This is a genomic window from Nocardia sp. NPDC056952, from assembly GCF_042674185.1.
GTDB lineage: Bacteria > Actinomycetota > Actinomycetes > Mycobacteriales > Mycobacteriaceae > Nocardia.
Window position 1 is genome coordinate 13,077 of the sequence record NZ_JBHURA010000019.1, and the last position, 17,339, is coordinate 30,415.

Here is a 17,339-nt window from a genome sequence, read left to right on the forward strand (position 1 = left end):
GAAGAAACGTGGATAAGTCAGTGCGCGATGTCGCCGAGGCCCTGCGCCGGTCCCTGCTCGAGAATGATCGACTGCGCAAGCAGAACGAACGAATCGCGGGTGCGGCCGCCGAGCCCATTGCGATCGTTTCCATGAGCTGCCGTTACCCCGGCGGCGCCGGATCACCGGACGATCTGTGGCGGCTGGTCGCCGACGGAACCGACGCGATCGGCGACTTCCCGGCGAACCGCGGATGGGACCTGAGCCGCCTGTTCGATGACGATCCAGAGGCTCGCGGGCACAGTTACTCCAGAGCGGGTGGCTTCCTCGACGAGCCGGGGGTCTTCGACGCGCGTCTCTTCGGGATCTCGCCGCGCGAAGCGCTCGCCATGGACCCGCAGCAGCGATTGCTGCTGCACGCGAGCTGGGAGGTGTTCGAGCGCGCCGGTATCGCGCCGCTGTCGCTGGAAGGACGCAACGTCGGCGTGTTCGTCGGCGGCGGGTCCGGTGAGCATCCGTCCGTACTAGCCGCCTCGGGCGACACCCTCGAAGGCGAGGTGCTCACCAGCAGCGCGAGCAGCGTGCTGTCGGGGCGGATCTCCTATACCTTCGGGCTCAGCGGGCCCGCGGTCACCGTGGACACGGCTTGCTCCTCGTCGTTGGTCGCTGTGCACCTTGCCGTGCAGGCATTGCGCAGCGGCGAATGCGAACTCGCGCTCGGTGGCGGCGTGGCCGTCATGCACAGCCCCGCTCCCTTCATCGAGGTATCCCGGCAGCGCGGTCTGGCCGGGGACGGCCGCTGCAAGGCGTTCGCCGCAGGGGCCGACGGCACCGGATTCGCCGAGGGCGTCGGTGTGCTCCTGCTCGAGCGCCTGTCCGACGCGCGACGCAACGGGCATACGGTGCTGGCCGTTGTCCGTGGCTCCGCGGTGAACCAGGACGGTGCGTCCAACGGTTTGTCCGCCCCGAACGGTGCCGCGCAGCGCCGGGTCATCCGGCAGGCGCTCGGCAACGCGCGCCTCACTGCCGCGGATGTCGACGCGGTCGAGGCACACGGCACCGGAACAGTTCTCGGCGATCCGATCGAGGCGCAGGCCATCATCGACGTCTACGGAAAGGGCCGCCGCGCGGGAAGTCCGCTCCTGCTCGGCTCGATCAAATCGAATATCGGCCATGCGCAGGCAGCCGCGGGTGTCGCGGGTGTCATCAAGATGGTGATGTCGATGCGGCACGGTGTGCTGCCGCAGACCTTGCACGCACAGGTGCCGACCCCGCACGTCGACTGGTCCGCGGGAGACGTCGAGCTGTTGTCGCAGGCACGCGCCTGGCCGGATTCGGATCGGCCGCGCCGCGCGGGCGTGTCCTCGTTCGGCGTGAGTGGCACCAACGCCCACCTCATTCTGGAACAGGCACCCGCTTCAGCAGTCTCGGAGCGGGCCGACTGCCCGCCGGTGGTCCTGCCGTACCTGTTGTCGGGCAAGGATTCCGAGGCGGTTCGCCGACAGGCAGAGCAGCTGCACAGGCACCTGGACAGCCACCCGGAGCAGGAACTGCGTGATGTGGCGCTGTCGCTGGCGGCAGCCCGCTCGCCGCTCGACGAGCGGGCGGTAGTCCTCGCGCAGGACCGCACCGAACTGCGGATCGCGCTGGATGCCCTCGCGTCGGAGCAGCAGGCGGACAACACCCTGCGTGACACCGCCCGCCGATCTCGGGACGGTGTGCTGTTCGTTTTCCCCGGCCACGGATGGCAGTGGAACGGCATGGTCGCCGAATTGCTCACCACCGAGCCCGTTTTCGCCGCTCGGCTCACGGAATGCGCCGCGGTGATCGACCCGATGGTCGGGTGGTCGCTGCTGGATCTCCTGCGCGGGGACGCACCGCTGCCCGATGGCACCGAGGTGATGCAGCCGGTGCTGTTCTCGGTGATGGTGTCGCTGGCCGAACTGTGGCGTTCCTACGGCGTCGAACCAGGTGCGGTGGTGGGGCACTCACAGGGTGAGATCGCCGCCGCCTGTGTGGCGGGCGTGCTTTCGCTGGCTGACGCGGCACGGATCGTCGTGCGCCGGTCGCGGTTGTTCGCCGACGAACTCGTCGGAAACGGCACACTCGCCCTGATCGGTTTGCCGGTCGCCGAAGTGCACCAGCTACTGCGCTCCCATCCGGCGCTGACGGTCGCCGCGGTGAACAATCCGGCCACGACGGTCGTCGCCGGGGACGAAGACCGATTGCTCACACTGGTGGCCGCCTGCACGGCCGACGGCGTCCGGGCTCGGATGCTGCCGGGAACGGTCGCGAGTCATTGCGATCGGGTGGAGCCGTTGCGGGACCGATTGCTCGACGATCTCGCCGGAATCGAGCCGGTGCCCGGCACGATTCCCTTCTACTCCGCGGTCACAGCCGAGACCCGCGATGCCGCCGAGCTCGGGCCGGAGTACTGGTACCTCAATGCCCGCGAACCAGTCGAATTCGATCGCACCATCCGCACCGCGATCGACCACGGTTTCCGGACGTTCGTCGAGTTGAGTGCGCATCCCTGGCTCACCGCGGGTATCGAGCAGACCGCCGAGGCCGTCGGCGCCGAGGCCGTGGTGACCGGGACGCTGCGCCGCGACGACGGTGGTGGACGGCGCTTTCACAGGTCGCTGGCCGCGATGCAGGCGACCGGTGTGCCGGTCGACTGGAAACCGCTCTTCGAACGGGTCGGCGCTCGCCTGACCGAACTCCCGACCTACTCGTTCGATGAGACCCGGTACTGGATGGAGATTTCCGCGCGACCGGGCGATCTGGGTGCGATCGGTCTGCTGGCTGTCGATCACCCGCTGCTCGCGGCGGCGGTGTCGCTCGCCAACTCCGAGGCGACCGTGATCACCGGGTTGCTCTCGGAGCGTACGCATCCCTGGCTGGCCGATCACGCTGTCGGGGACACCGTTGTGCTTCCCGGCAGTGCGTTCGCCGAGCTCGCGCTGCGCGCAGGTGCGCTCGACGGCTTCGACCACATCGAGGAAATGACGCTCGAGTCGACGCTGGTCCTGCCCGCCGAGGGCGCGGTGCGGCTGCAGGTCGTCATCGCGCCCGTGGACGAGCACGGCCGCCGCACGCTGTCGATCCATTCACAGATCGTGGGCGACGATGACGTGTCGTGGCGCAACCACGCGAATGCGATACTCACCCAAGCGGATTCGGTCGTCGATGACGATTCCGAGCCCTGGCTCCCGGCCAATGCCCAACCGGTAGCCGAGGCCGAACTCGACGGCCTTTACAGCACCCTGTCGGCCCTTGGCATGATCTATGGTCCGGCGTTCCAGGGACTGGCCTCCGCGTGGCGTTCCGGCGACGAGGTCTTCGCCGAGGTGAATCCGGTTGCCTCGCTTCGCGATGTCGACCGGTTCGGTGTGCATCCGGCCTTGCTCGACGCCGCGTTGCACGCGGTTGCCTTCGGCTCCTTCACAACGTCCGGGGGCCGACCGCTGCTGCCTTTCGCCTGGCGTGGTGTCACGTTGCATCGCAGCGGGTCGTCGACGCTCCGGGTCAGACTCGGAAAGGCGGCCACTGGGACCGGTGTGTCGGTGCGGATCACCGACGACGAGGGCCGCCCCGTGCTGACCGCGGAGTCGATCGTCCTGCGCGAGATGCCGGCCTCGGCACGTCAGACCGACGATCTGCTGCACGTGCGCTGGCAACCGGTCACGATGGGCGAAGACCCGGTCGGTGACCGAGCCGCGCTCGGCGCGGACCAACGGACCGTCGCCGCAGCAGAACTCGGCGCACTGGCCGATACCTCGACGGTGCCGGAATTCGTGCTCGTACCGGTACAGCCGGCGCGCCAGGATGCCGACGGCGCGCACGCGACGGTGGAGCAGGGCCTCGACCTCGTCCAGACCTGGCTCGCTACACCGGAATTCGACGATTCCCAGTTGGTGTTCGTCACTCGCAACGCCATGACCACCGCCGACGAATCGAGCGCGCGTGACCTCGCGGGCGCGGCGCTGTGGGGACTGATCAGGTCCGCGCAGTCCGAACACCCCGGCAGGTTCGTGCTGGTCGATATCGATGACGATGCGAGGTCGGCGGAGCTGCTCTCGCTCGCGGTGCGAAGCGGTGAGCCGCAGCTGGCTGTTCGAGACGGTGTGGCCGTGGCCCCCCAGCTCACCCGGGAGCAGGGCGCGGACCGGCCGGACACGGTGCCCTTGGATCCCGACGGGACGGTGTTGATCACCGGTGGCACCGGAACCATCGGCGCCGAACTGGCACGGCATTTCGTCACCGCACACGGCGTCCGGAACCTCGCCCTGGTCGGCAGGCGCGGTATCGAAGCACCGGGCGCTGCTGCGCTGCGCGATGAGCTCGCGGCGCTCGGCGTCGAGGTAGCCGTTATCGCGTGCGATGTGGCCGATCGGGTCGCGCTGAGCGACCTGCTCGACCGGTTGCCCCGGCTGACCGCCGTGGTGCACGCCGCGGTGGTGCTGGACGACGGCGTCGTCACCGCGCAGACGCCGGAGCGGATCGCCTCGGTGTTGCGCCCCAAGATCGATGCGGCGTGGCATCTGCACGAACTGACGCGTGAGCGCGACCTCGTGGCCTTCCTCCTCTTCTCCTCGGCCGCTGGAACATTGGGGACCCCGGGGCAGTCCGGGTACGCGGCCGCCAACGCCTATCTCGACGCGCTCGCCGAACTTCGGCGGACACAGGGACTTCCGGCCCTCGCCTTGGCCTGGGGACGATGGGCCCGGGCCGACGGGCTCACAGCGGATCTCACCGCGGCCGATGTCGAGCGACTCGACCGGTCGGGAATCGTGGGCATGACCCCCGCGGAGGGCCTCGCGCTGCTCGACGCGGCGCGGGCGGTCGATCGCGCCGCTGTCGTCCCGATGCGAGTGGATCCCGTCGCGCTTCGTGCTCAGCTGGAGGAGGGCACGGCGCATTTCCTGCTGCGCGGCCTGGTCCGATCGGTTGCCCGGGTGCGCAGAGGCGCCCGAGCCGGCAGCCGGTCCCTGCTCCGTAAGCTCGCTGGCCTGTCCCGTCCGGAACAGCAGCAATATCTGCTCGATCTGGTCGTGGGTGAGGTCGGGGCCGTCCTCGGTTACGACGGTGCGCGGCAGGTCGGCCCCACCGCGGCCTTCGCGGATCTGGGTTTCACCTCGCTGACGGCGGTGGAGTTCCGGAATCGGATGGCGACCGCGAGCGGCTTGCGATTGCCTGCCACACTCGCGTTCGACTATCCGAATTCGGCCGATCTCGCCGGGTTCCTCCTGGACACCGTGATGGGCGGGCCCGCCACCGCACAGACACCACAGAACGCGGTGACCGCGTTCGATGAACCCATCGCGATCGTCGCCATGAGCTGCCGCTATCCCGGTGGCATCGACTCGCCGGAGGCGCTGTGGCGGCTCGTGGCCGAAGGCGGCGACGTGATCGCGCCGTTCCCGCTGGACCGCGGCTGGGACATGTCGGATCTCGGCGCCGCGCGATCGCGGGGTGTGGAGCTCACCCGCGAGGGCGGATTCCTCGATGGCGCGGCGGATTTCGATCCCGGCCTGTTCGGAATCTCGCCCAGGGAAGCGATCGCCATGGACCCGCAGCAGCGGGTAGTGCTCGAGCTCGCCTGGGAGGCGTTCGAGCGAGCCGGTATCGCTCCGCTGTCCTTGCGGGGTAGCAGTACCGGCGTCTACGCGGGCGTGATGTATCACGACTATGGTGCCCAGGTTCGGGAACTGCCGGAGGGTGTCGAAGGCTTCCTGGCGACAGGTGTCTCGGGAAGCGTTGTCTCCGGGAGGATTTCGTACACCTTCGGTTTGGAAGGGCCCGCGGTCACGGTCGATACGGCCTGCTCCTCCTCGCTCGTCGCGATGAACTCCGCTGTTCAGGCGTTGCGTACCGGCGAATGCGACATGGCGCTCGCGGGCGGTGTCACCGTCATGGCCACCCCGGGCACATTCATCGAGTTCTCGCGGCAGCGTGGCCTGGCCGCTGATGGCCGCAGCAAGTCGTTCGCGGCGAGCGCGGACGGCACCAGTGTGTCCGAAGGCGCCGGTCTGGTACTGCTCGAGCGGCTGGCGGACGCACGCCGCAACGGGCATCCGGTGCTGGCGCTCGTGCGCGGCACGGCGGTGAATCAGGACGGGGCCTCGAACGGCCTGACCGCGCCCAACGGGCCGTCACAGCAGCGAGTCATCCGGCAGGCGCTGCGCAATGCGGGACTGTCCGTCGCGGATGTCGACGTGGTCGAGGCCCATGGGACGGGTACCACGCTGGGTGATCCCATCGAAGCGCAGGCGGTGATCGCGACCTACGGACAGGACCGTCCCGAGGATCGTCCGGTCTGGTTGGGCTCGCTGAAATCCAATATCGGTCATGCTCAGGCCGCGTCGGGTGTCGCGGGTGTGATCAAGATGGTCGAGGCGATGCGCCATGGTGTGGTGCCCAAAACCCTGCACCTCGACGCACCGACGCCGCACGTCGATTGGGCAGCGGGTGCGGTCCGCCTCGCGACCGAGGCGGTGCCGTGGCCGGAGTCGGGTCGGCGGCGCCGGTCCGGGGTCTCGTCATTCGGGGTCAGCGGTACCAATGCGCATGTCGTCCTGGAGCAGGCTCCGGAACCGGAAACGGAAACGGCTGTGGCGCAACCCGAGTCGCTGTCGGGATTGCCGTTCGTATTGTCCGCGAGAACCACGGGCGCGCTGCGGGAACAGGCCGCGCGGTTGGTCGAGTTCCTGGACGAGCCCACGTCCTTGCGCGATCTGGCGTGGTCGCTCGCGACCACCCGCGCCGCCCTCGACGAGCGCGCGGTGGTGATCGGCCGGGACCGGGCCGAGCTGGCCGCGGCGCTGAATTCCGTGGCCGGTGGGGATTCCGCAGCCGAGGTGGTCACCGGTCGGGTGCGGTCCGGCAAGACAGCGTTCGTGTTCCCCGGTCAGGGCGCCCAATGGGCAGGTATGGGGCGCGAGCTGATTCGGACGAGTCCCGTGTTCGCCGCGCGGATCACCGAATGCGCCGCTCTGATGGACCCGCTCACCGGTTGGTCATTGCTCGATGCCCTTGCCGGCGGGCAGGATTCATCATTGGACCGGGTCGATGTCGTGCAGCCGGTGTCGTTCGCGGTCATGGTGTCGCTGGCTGCCGTGTGGGAGTCCTTCGGAGTCGTGCCGGATGTCGTGGTCGGGCATTCACAAGGCGAGATCGCCGCGGCGTGTGTCGTGGGGGCGTTGAGCCTCGCCGACGGTATCCGCGTCGTCGTCAGCCGCAGCCGGATCATCGCCGAAGAGCTGTCCGGGCGCGGTGGCATGGTCTCGATCGGTCTGCCGGTGGCTCGGGTCGAGCAATTGATCGCCCCGTTCGGTGCCGAACTGTCGGTCGCGGCCCTCAATGGTCCAGCGGGCACCGTGATCTCCGGCGGCAATGCCGCGCTCGACGAGGTCATCGCCGAATGCCGTGCCGCCGGGGTTCGGGTTCGCCGGGTGGAGGTCGATTACGCGTCCCATTCGGCACAGGTGGACGTGATCGCCGAGCGATTGAACGACGAGCTGTCCGGCGTGGTTGCCAAGCGAGGGCGGATGCCCGTTCTGTCGACGGTGCGAGGGCGGCTGATCGACGGCTCGGAGCTCGACGTCAGGTACTGGATCGACAATCTCCGGCAGCCGGTGCGATTCTTCCCGGCGATCTCGAAGCTGCTCGCCGAGAACTACCGGTTCTTCATCGAGGTCAGCTCACATCCGGTGCTGGTGCCCGCGATCCAGGAGGCGATCGAGGCGGCGGACCAGCCCGCACTGGCGGTCGGTTCGATCCGGCGCGACGACGGCGATCTCGATCGCATGATCCGATCGCTGGCCGAGGTCCAGGTATGCGGCAGGCAGGTGGATTGGAGTCCGCTGCTGACCGGCGCAGTTCGTGTCGCCCTGCCGACCTATCCGTTCGAGCGTCAGCGGTACTGGCTGGAATCATCGCCTGCTCGGCAGAATCCGGGCGCGGGCGACCTCGACGCCGAGTTCTGGGACGCAGTCGAGAGCGAGGATGTGGCGACCCTGGCAGCGGGTCTCGAGATCGATGCCGAGGTGGCCACCGAGGTCCTGCCTGGCCTGGTTACCTGGCGCAGGCGCAAGCGGGACGCCTCGGTACTGGATTCCTGGCGTTACCGGGTGGATTGGCATCCGGTCGAGGTGTCGGGCACGGCGCCGGGGCGCTGGCTGGTGGTCGTGCCCGCCGGGACCGCTTCCAACAGCGACGTGGTCGCGGTGGCCGGCACCCTGGCCGACGCGCACGTCTTGGAGGTGGAAACCACCGACCGGCACGCACTGGCCGAAGCATTGGCCGCGTTCGATACCGTCGAGGGAATCGCGTCCGTGGGCAACTCCACGACAGCGACGCTCGCCCTGATCCAGGCACTGGGTGATGCGGGCGTGGCGGCGCCGCTGTGGCTGGTGACCTGCGGGGCGGTCGCCACGGTGGCCCCCGATCCGGTACAGGCCGAACTGTGGGGCCTCGGCCCGGTTGCCGGGCTCGAGCATGCCCAGCGCTGGGGCGGTCTCGTCGACCTGCCCGCGACTCTCGACGACCCGGCACTTGCCCGGCTCCGAGCGGTTCTCACCGGGACACATGGCCAAGATCAGGTCGCGATCCGCGCGAACGGTGTGCTGGCCCGCCGGATCGTGCCCGCACCGACCGGGAAGACCGTCTCCGAGACCCCGGCCTGGCGCACCAGCGGCACGACCTTGATCAGTGGCGGTACCGGAACCCTCGGTGCGCTCACCGCACGGTGGGCCGTCCAGCACGGTGCCGAGCGGGTGGTGCTGGTCAGCCGTCGCGGCACGGCGGCCGACGGAACTTCCGAGCTGGCCGCTGAACTGCGTGCGCTCGGCGCGCAGGTCGCCATCGTGGGCGGCGATATCACCGACCGTGCCGCGGTCGCGGCAGCAGTGGCGCTCGCCGATGACGACGATCTTCCGCTGCGGATGGTCGTGCACACCGCCGCCTCGCTCGAGGTCGCGTCGCTCCCCGGGACGACGGTCGAGGAATTCGACGCGATGATGTGCGCCAAGGTCGACGGCGCGGTCCATCTCGACGAGCTGACCGAGGACATCGAGCTCGACGCGTTCGTGCTCTATTCCTCGGTGGCCGGCGTCTGGGGCAGTGGCGCCCATGGTGCGTACGGGGCCGCCAACGCACACCTCAACGCGCTGGCCGAGCGTCGGCGCGCCCGCGGACGTACCGCGATCAGCATCGCGTGGGGCGTGTGGGGCACACCGAACATGTGGGACAGCCGCAACATCGTGGAGGGGATGGTCGTGGGCGAGCGGCAAACCCGGCACGGTTTGCCCCCGATGGACCCGGACCTCGCGCTCGCGGGAATGCACACCGCACTCGACGACGACGAGACCTTCCTGCTGCTCGCGGACGTCAAGTGGGAGAACTTCGTTCCGCTGTTCACGATGAACCGGCCCAGCCCGTTGCTCGGGGCGCTGCCACAGGTTCGGAGCATTCTCGCCGAGCACGGGTCGGCCGGTTCCGCTGTCGCGGTCGAATCGCAACTGCGAGAGAGACTTTCGAAGGTATCCGGCGCGGAGCGTGAGGCGCTGGCGCTCGAGCAGGTTCGCACCGAGGTGGCGGTAGTCCTCGGTCACGCGAGCGCGAAGGACGTCGCGCCCGACCGCGCCTTCCAGGAGCTCGGTTTCACCTCGCTCACCGCTGTGGAACTGCGGAATCGTCTCGTCGAGGCGACGGGCCTGAAGTTGCCCTCGACCATGGTCTTCGACTATCCGACCGCGAAGGACCTGGCCCGCTACCTGATCGCCGAGGCATTCGGCATCGAGGCGACAGACGCGCCGGCCGCGATCGAGCCGGCGGCGATCGATGACAATCCGATCGTCATCGTGGGCATGGCCTGTCGCTACCCGGGCGGTGTCGGCTCACCCGAGGACCTGTGGCGTATCGCGGCCGACGGCATCGATGCGATTTCCGGATTCCCCACCGACCGTGGCTGGGACGTCGAGAACCTTTACCACCCCGATCCCGCGCATGTGGGCACCTCCTACGTGCGCCACGGTGGCTTTCTCGAGGCGGTGGCCGATTTCGACGCTGGGTTCTTCGGTATCTCGCCGCGCGAGGCCACGGTCATGGATCCGCAGCAGCGCCTGCTGCTCGAAACCGCGTGGGAAGCCTTCGAACACACGGGAATCGACCCGCTCACGATGCGCGGCAGCCGGACCGGTGTCTTCGTCGGAGCCAACCCCGCGCCGCAGGCGGGCGGGGGACAGGTGGGGGCGCTCGACGGGCTGGCCATGACAGGCAGCCTGTCGAGCGTGCTGTCCGGCCGGGTGTCGTACGTGTTCGGTCTCGAGGGGCCCGCGGTCACCGTGGACACCGCATGCTCCTCGTCGCTGGTCGCCATGCACCTCTCGGCGCAGGCCCTGCGCACCGGCGAATGCTCCCTCGCGCTCGCGGGTGGTGTGATGGTGATGTCGTCGCCAGCGGGGTTCATCGGGTTCTCCCAGCAACGCGCTCTCGCGAAAGACGGTCGGTGTAAGGCATTCTCGGCCGCCGCGGACGGCATGGCGTTCGCCGAAGGGGTCGGTTGGGTCGTGCTCGAACGGCTTTCCGACGCGACTCGCAACGGGCATCGCGTGCTGGCGGTACTTCGCGGCTCGGCCGTGAACCAGGACGGCGCCTCGAACGGCATGACGGCGCCGAACGGCCCCGCCCAGCAACGGGTCATCCGCGACGCGTTGCACCGCGCCTCCCTGTCACCCGACGATATCGACGTCGTGGAGGCGCACGGCACCGGCACCGCGCTGGGCGACCCGATCGAGGCGCAGGCGCTGCTGGCCACCTATGGTCGCGGCCGGTCGGCGGACCGGCCGGTGTTGCTGGGATCCATCAAGTCCAATATCGGCCACAGCCAGGCCGCCGCTGGGGTGGCAGGGGTCATCAAAGCGGTCGAGTCGCTGCGACGCGCGGTGGTGCCTGCCACCCTGCACGCTGAGGAGCCGACGCCGGAGGTGGATTGGTCGGCGGGCGCGGTCGAGCTGGTGACCAGGACCCGGCCGTGGCCGGAGACCGGCCGCACCCGGCGAGCGGCGGTGTCGTCGTTCGGAATCAGCGGAACCAACGCGCACGTGATCCTGGAGCAGGCGCCCGAGCAGCCGGTCGCGGCGGTGGTCGCAGACCCGGACCTGACATCGCTGCTGCCGTTCGTCGTCTCCGGCAGGTCGGCGGCGGCGTTGCGGGCGCAGAGCTCGCGGCTGCGGTCCTATCTGGACGATGCCCCGGAGGCCTCGCGGGCGGATCTGTCCTGGTCGCTGCTCACTACGCGAGCCGCGCTGGATCATCAGGCGGTTGTCGTCGCCCGAAATCGGGCCGAGTTGATCGAGGGACTTTCCACGGTCGCACGCGGCGATTCGTCTGCTCATGCGGTCGTCGGGCGGCGACGACCGGGCAAGCTCGCCTTCGTCTTCTCGGGACAGGGCGCTCAGCGAGCGGGCATGGGCCGTGAGCTGTACGCGGCATTCCCAGTCTTCGCCGACGCGTTCGACGAGGTCTGCACGGTGGCCGACCCACTGCTGGGCAAGTCGTTGCGCGACATCGTGTTCGAGCCCGAGCAGGCCGGGGAGCTGGATCGGACGGAATTCGCGCAGCCGGGCTTGTTCGCGGTGGAGTACGCGCTGTTCCGGCTGCTCCGGTCGTTCGGTGTCGTCCCTGATCTGATGATCGGTCACTCGGTCGGCGAGATCACCGCGGCCTGTGTCGCGGGTGCGCTGCCGGTGGCGGACGCGGCACGGTTGGTGGTGGCGCGGGGCCGGTTGATGCAGGCATTGCCGGAAGGCGGTGCGATGGTGGCCATCCAAGCGAGCGAAGCCGAAGTGACGCGGGAACTGTCCGATTCGGTGAGTCTTGCCGCGGTGAACAGTCCGGGGGCGGTCGTGGTGTCCGGTGTTCGCGCGGCGGTCGAAGCCGTCGCGCACCGCTTCGCCGCCGACGGGCGCAAGACCACCTGGCTCGCGGTTTCCCACGCGTTCCATTCGCACCTGATGGAGCCGATGCTGGACGAATTCGAGCGCGTGTGTGCCACCGTCGAATTCACCGAGCCCGCGGTGCCGGTGGTATCCAACCGGACCGGCGAGTTGATGACGGCCGAGCAATGGGGGTCGGCGAAGTACTGGGTCGAGCACGCCCGCGAGGCGGTACGGTTCGCGGACGGCATCGCCACCCTGGCCGCGCACGGCGTGAACAGTTTCCTCGAGGTGGGGCCGGACGCGACATTGACCGGCGCTGTGGCCGCCGATCTCGAGTTCGATCCCGATCAGCCCACGGTCATCGTCTCGGTGCTGCGTGCGGCGCGGGACGAACCGCAGACCGTGTTCGCCGCTCTCGCGGAATTGTTCGTGCACGGACACACCGTCGACTGGTCGGCTGGTGTCGAGCCGAGTGCGTGTCACCGAGTCGAGTTGCCGACGTACGCCTTCCAGCACCGGCGCTACTGGCCGGAACTGGTCGCCACGGAGACCGCCCGCGGTGACAGCGCCGACGCCGGGTTCTGGGAGACCGTCGAGAACGGTGACCTCGGATCGCTGGCCACCTCTATGAACGTGGACGCGGCGGTGCTGGGCGAGGTGCTGCCCGGCCTGATGGAATGGCGCAGGAGACGTCTGGACGATTCGGCGGTCGCGGACTGGCGCTACCGGGAGACCTGGGCGCCGGTCACCGTCGGCGAGACAGGTCCTCAGGGCAGTTGGCTGGTACTGCTGCCCGAACACATCGATCAGCAGCTGTCCGAGACGATCATCGGCGCACTCGGCCGTACCGCGGACGTCGACTCGATGGTTGTGCCGGCGGGGATCAGCCGAGCGGCGCTGGCCGAGCTCCTCGGGCAAGCACGCGCTCTCGACGGCGTGCTCTCCTTGCTGGCCTTCGACGAGCGAGCCGACGAAGAGCATCGGGTGCTCGTGAACGGCTTCGTGAGCACGGTGGTCCTCGTGCAGGCCCTGCACGATGGTGCATCGGACGCCCAGGTCTGGTGTGTCACCAGGGACGCGATGTCCGTGGTCGCCGGAGACCTTGTTCTCGGTGTCGCGCAGTCCCCGATCTGGGGCCTCGGCCGGGTTGCCGCGCTCGAGTATCCGCAACGGTGGGGTGGTCTGGTCGACCTTCCCTCGAACCCGGACCCGGCTGCTGTGGCGAATCTGGTCGGCCTGCTGGGGGACAGCTCGAGAGAAGACCAGATCGCGCTGCGCGGCCCGAGGGCCTACGGGCGCCGCCTCACCCGTGCGCCGGATCCCGTCACGACCACCGGCACGCCGTGGAAGCCAGCGGGCACGGTGCTGGTGACCGGCGCGACCGGTGCCCTCGGCAGCAGGGTCGCGCGGTGGGCGGCGGCCAATGGCGCACAGCACCTGCTGCTGATCAGCCGTCGTGGGGCGAATTCCCCCGGTGCGGCCGAACTGGCGGCCGACCTGCGCGACTCGGGTGCGACAGTCACACTGGCCGCCTGCGACGCCGCCGATCGGGACACACTGGCGACGCTGCTCGCTGCGATTCCCCCGGAACACGCACTCACGGCGGTGGTGCATGCCGCGGGCGTGCCGGTCGAAGGCATGCTCGCGGATACGACAATCCCCGAATTCGCAGACGCCGTGTCGGCGAAGGTGGACGGCGCGCTCGCCTTGCACGACCTGACCAGCGGGCTCGAACTGGCGGCCTTCGTCTTGTTCTCCTCCGGCTCGGCATCGTGGGGGAGTGCGAGCAACGCCGCCTACGCCTCGGGTAACGCCTTCCTCGACGGTCTCGGCAGACATCGCAAGGCAGCCGGTCTTGTCGCGACGACGGTCGCGTGGGGCAACTGGGGCGGCGGTGGCATGACAGCCAACGACTCCGCGCAGGAAGCGTTGCTACGCCGCGGCGTTCGTCCGATGAACCCGGAACTGGCATTCGGCGCGCTGCTGCACGCCGTCGAGCACGGCGAGACCCAGCTGACCGTCGCCGACATCGACTGGCAGCGATTCGCGGGGCCGTTCACCTTCACCCGGCCGAGCCCACTGATCAGTGGAATCCCGGAAGCGGCACGGGCCTTGCAGGATCAGGACGGCGATCTGGAATCCGGTGCCGGGTCGGAGTTGCGTCAGCGCCTGGCCGGACTGCCACGCACGGAGCGCCGCCAACTGCTGTCGACCGTTGTCAGCGATCAAATCGGCACGGTACTCGGGTATTCCGGCGCGCATTCCGACGATCTGGATCGGCCGTTCACCGACCTCGGGTTCGACTCGGTGACCGCGGTCGAGTTGCGCAACCGGCTGTCCAGCGCTACCGGAACGACCTTGCCGGCGACCCTGGTCTTCGACTACCCGACGCTGACCGCCGTTGCCGACTTCCTCGTGGCCGAGCTCGACGGTGGGTCGGGTGAGCTGTCGATCCTGGACGAATTCGACAGGCTCGGAAGGGAAGTCGCGGTGAACTGCGATGCCGAGACGCGGGCGAAGCTCTCGATGCGGCTGCAGACGCTGCTGGCGAAACTCGGCGAGGCCGAGGCGGAGGAGACCGAAGACGTGGCCGGCCTCGACGCCGCTACCGATGACGAGATCTTCGATCTCATCGACAACGACCTGGGCGTGTCGTGAACCGCGGGTTCGCGCAAGACGATCTGAAGGGCAGAGAAATATGAACGACACGACAGCCGGGGGAATCCTCTTCGCGGCCAACCCGGATTCCGGTTTGATCAATCCGTTGCTGGTGATAGCCGGCGAACTCGCCCGGCGAGGCGAGCCCGGCCTGTGGTTCGCATCGACCGACGACCGGAAGGGCGACATCGAGAGGCAGGGTGGACTCGAACCGCTCCAGTTCGTCTCGGTAGGTTCGCGCAAGCCCGAACTCGACCCGTCGAACTGGAGCGACGAAACCTATCGGGCACTGTGCTCGGGATCCATGATCGGTCGGTTCAGCGCCTTCCTGGACGCGGTATCCGACTCCGACGACGTCTGGACCAAGTACACCAACCTGATGGAACAGCTGGACCGGCTACGGCCGGCGCTCGTGGTCGCCGATTCGTCGAGTACCTGGGCGATGGACGCTGCCCTGATGCACGGGATCCCCTATGTGATGACAGTTCCCATCCCGGTCAGCAGCGTGTACTTCGAACGGCTTCCGCTGGCGTACCCGGCGCCGTTCAGCGGACTGCCGAGAAACATGAGCATCGCGCAACGGATCGCGAATATCTCGTTCTATGTGGGAAGTCGGATCGCGCTCTTCAAGCCGTCGCTGATGCGCAAAGCCGCGCCTCTCGCTCGGCGGCGCAAGGAGGCCGGTGTTCCCAACCCGCACGGCCTTCCGTCGAAATACTCCGATCTCGCTCATGAGGTGCTCGGCTTCACTGTTGCCGATTTCGAAGTTCCGTTCGATGCGATGCCCGAGCACCTCCGATTGGTCGGTGCGATGATCCCGGCGGGCGGGCACGAGAGTCCGCAGGCAGACAACGAGCTCGACGCCTGGCTCGACGCCTGCGAATCGATTGTGTACATCGGATTCGGCACGATCATGCGGCTGGACCGGGCCCAGCTCGGCACGATCCTCGACGTCGTCGCGGCTCTCGGGCCCGATCATCACGTCCTCTGGAAATTGTCGTCCGATCAGCAGGCGCTGCTGCCGAAGCGTCTGCCGGAAAATCTCCGAATCGAGTCGTGGGTCCCTTCGCAGCTCGGTGTGCTGGCACACCCCAATGTGAAGGTATTCTTCAACCACGGTGGCGGAAACAGCGTGAACGAAGGCTTGTTCTTCGGCAAGCCGCTGTTGGTGATGCCGTTCTGGGTGGATTGCCATGACTACGCCGCTCGAGTCGTCGAGAGCGGAGCCGGACTTGCGGTTCTCAATGACTCGAACCTCCAGCCATCCGGCATCGAGCACAAACTGACTCGATTGCTGAACGAGCCGGAATTCCGTGAAAGGGCTGTCGAGTGGGGTGAAAGTCATCGGCGCGCGGGCGGAGCCTCGGCGGCCGGTGATCTTATTTCCGCGGCACGGCAGGGTACCTCCGGCGTCATCGGGTAAATGCCGCATGGGCGCCGTGAACAATCGTATTTCCAGCGCCCTCGAGAAATTGTCAATACATTTCTGATCATGTACTCATGGGCAGGATGAGGGGGACCGCAGGGGTGTCACTGTAGGGGTGGGTGTCGATATATTTCAGTTTGTATGTGTCGGACGAATCGGCATCGGATCGATTCGATGCCGATGGTCCGTGCATTACCTGAGCGGACCGGGCCTAACCCCTCACACCGATGGTTGGAGACAGAAGAGCGCCATGACTAAACGTGCATTGATCACCGGTATCACAGGCCAGGACGGCTCCTACTTGGCTGAACACCTTCTCGAGCAGGGTTATGAGGTGTGGGGTTTGGTGCGCGGGCAGATGGAACCTCGCCTGCCGCTGGCGCCGCATCTGGTTCCGAGTGTCCGGTTCGCACGCGGTGACCTGCTCGACCAGGGAAATCTGGTATCCACGGTCGAAATGGTTGCCCCCGACGAGGTCTACAATCTCGGCGCGATTTCCTATGTCCCTCTGTCGTGGCAGCAGGCTGAGATCACCGCGGAGGTCACCGGTATGGGAGTCCTTCGCATTCTCGAAGCCATCAGAATCGTCAGTGGCGTGCGAGCCTCGCAGGCGCAGTCGGCCAATGGATCGCAGATTCGCTTCTATCAAGCATCCTCCTCGGAAATGTTCGGCAAGGTTCGTGAAACTCCGCAGAACGAGTTGACGCCCTTTCATCCGCGTAGTCCCTATGGGGTCGCCAAGGCGTACGGGCACTACATTACCCAGAATTATCGCGAGTCCTACGGAATGCATGCGTCCTCCGGAATTCTCTTCAATCACGAATCGCCTCGCCGGGGCGCGGAATTCGTGACCCGAAAAGTGACCCTGGGTGTGGCGCGTATCAAGCTCGGTTTGGCACAGGAGCTGCGACTCGGAAATCTGGACGCACAGCGAGATTGGGGATTCGCGGGCGACTACGTACGCGCAATGCATCTCATGGTGCAGCGGGACGAGCCCGGCGATTATGTCATCGGCACCGGCCGGATACACACCGTCCGCCGTTTCGTGGAACTCGCGTTCTCGGCTGTCGGATTGGACTGGAACGACTACGTGACCGTCGATCCGGCACTGGTTCGTCCGGCTGAGGTCGATCTCCTGTGCGCCGATTTCGGAAAAGCGCAGCGAGAGCTCGGCTGGCAGCCCTCGGTTTCGTTCGAGGATCTGGTGACCGACATGGTCGAGTCCGACGTGAAACTGCTGTCGTCGTCCGCCGGTGTCCGAGTGGCTCCAACTGTCTAGTCGCAGAACCCGATGGGTTTCTGACACTGGTCGAACAAATGGGAAAGGTCTCTGC

Annotated in this window: 3 protein-coding genes; all 3 read left to right on the plus strand. The window is 67.7% G+C overall.

The window, feature by feature from the left end; all coding sequences use genetic code 11:
- Positions 1-8: 8 nt before the first annotated feature.
- The 3 genes from ACFTS5_RS33385 to ACFTS5_RS33395 all read left to right on the plus strand — a co-directional run bounded on the left by ACFTS5_RS33385 (position 9) and on the right by ACFTS5_RS33395 (position 17,284).
- Entirely contained in the window at positions 9-14,579 is a 14,571-nt protein-coding gene (locus tag ACFTS5_RS33385) for a type I polyketide synthase (RefSeq protein ID WP_378639148.1), read from the plus strand.
- Positions 14,580-14,619: 40 nt separating this feature from the next.
- Positions 14,620-16,002 carry a glycosyltransferase gene (locus ACFTS5_RS33390; protein WP_378639151.1) on the plus strand — a complete coding sequence of 461 codons (1,383 nt, stop codon included), beginning with the start codon at positions 14,620-14,622 and terminating at the stop codon, positions 16,000-16,002.
- A 253-nt stretch (positions 16,003-16,255) separates the two neighbouring features.
- Positions 16,256-17,284, plus strand: coding sequence for a GDP-mannose 4,6-dehydratase (locus tag ACFTS5_RS33395; RefSeq protein WP_378639154.1), 1,029 nt, complete (start codon positions 16,256-16,258; stop codon positions 17,282-17,284).
- The last annotated feature ends 55 nt before the right edge of the window (positions 17,285-17,339 follow it).

What these genes read in the sequence shown, in the direction of transcription:
- ACFTS5_RS33390 (WP_378639151.1), top strand. Translation starts at nt 14,620, where the DNA reads ATGAACGACACGACAGCCGGGGGAATCCTCTTCGCGGCCAACCCGGAT.
- ACFTS5_RS33395 (WP_378639154.1), top strand. Translation starts at nt 16,256, where the DNA reads ATGACTAAACGTGCATTGATCACCGGTATCACAGGCCAGGACGGCTCC.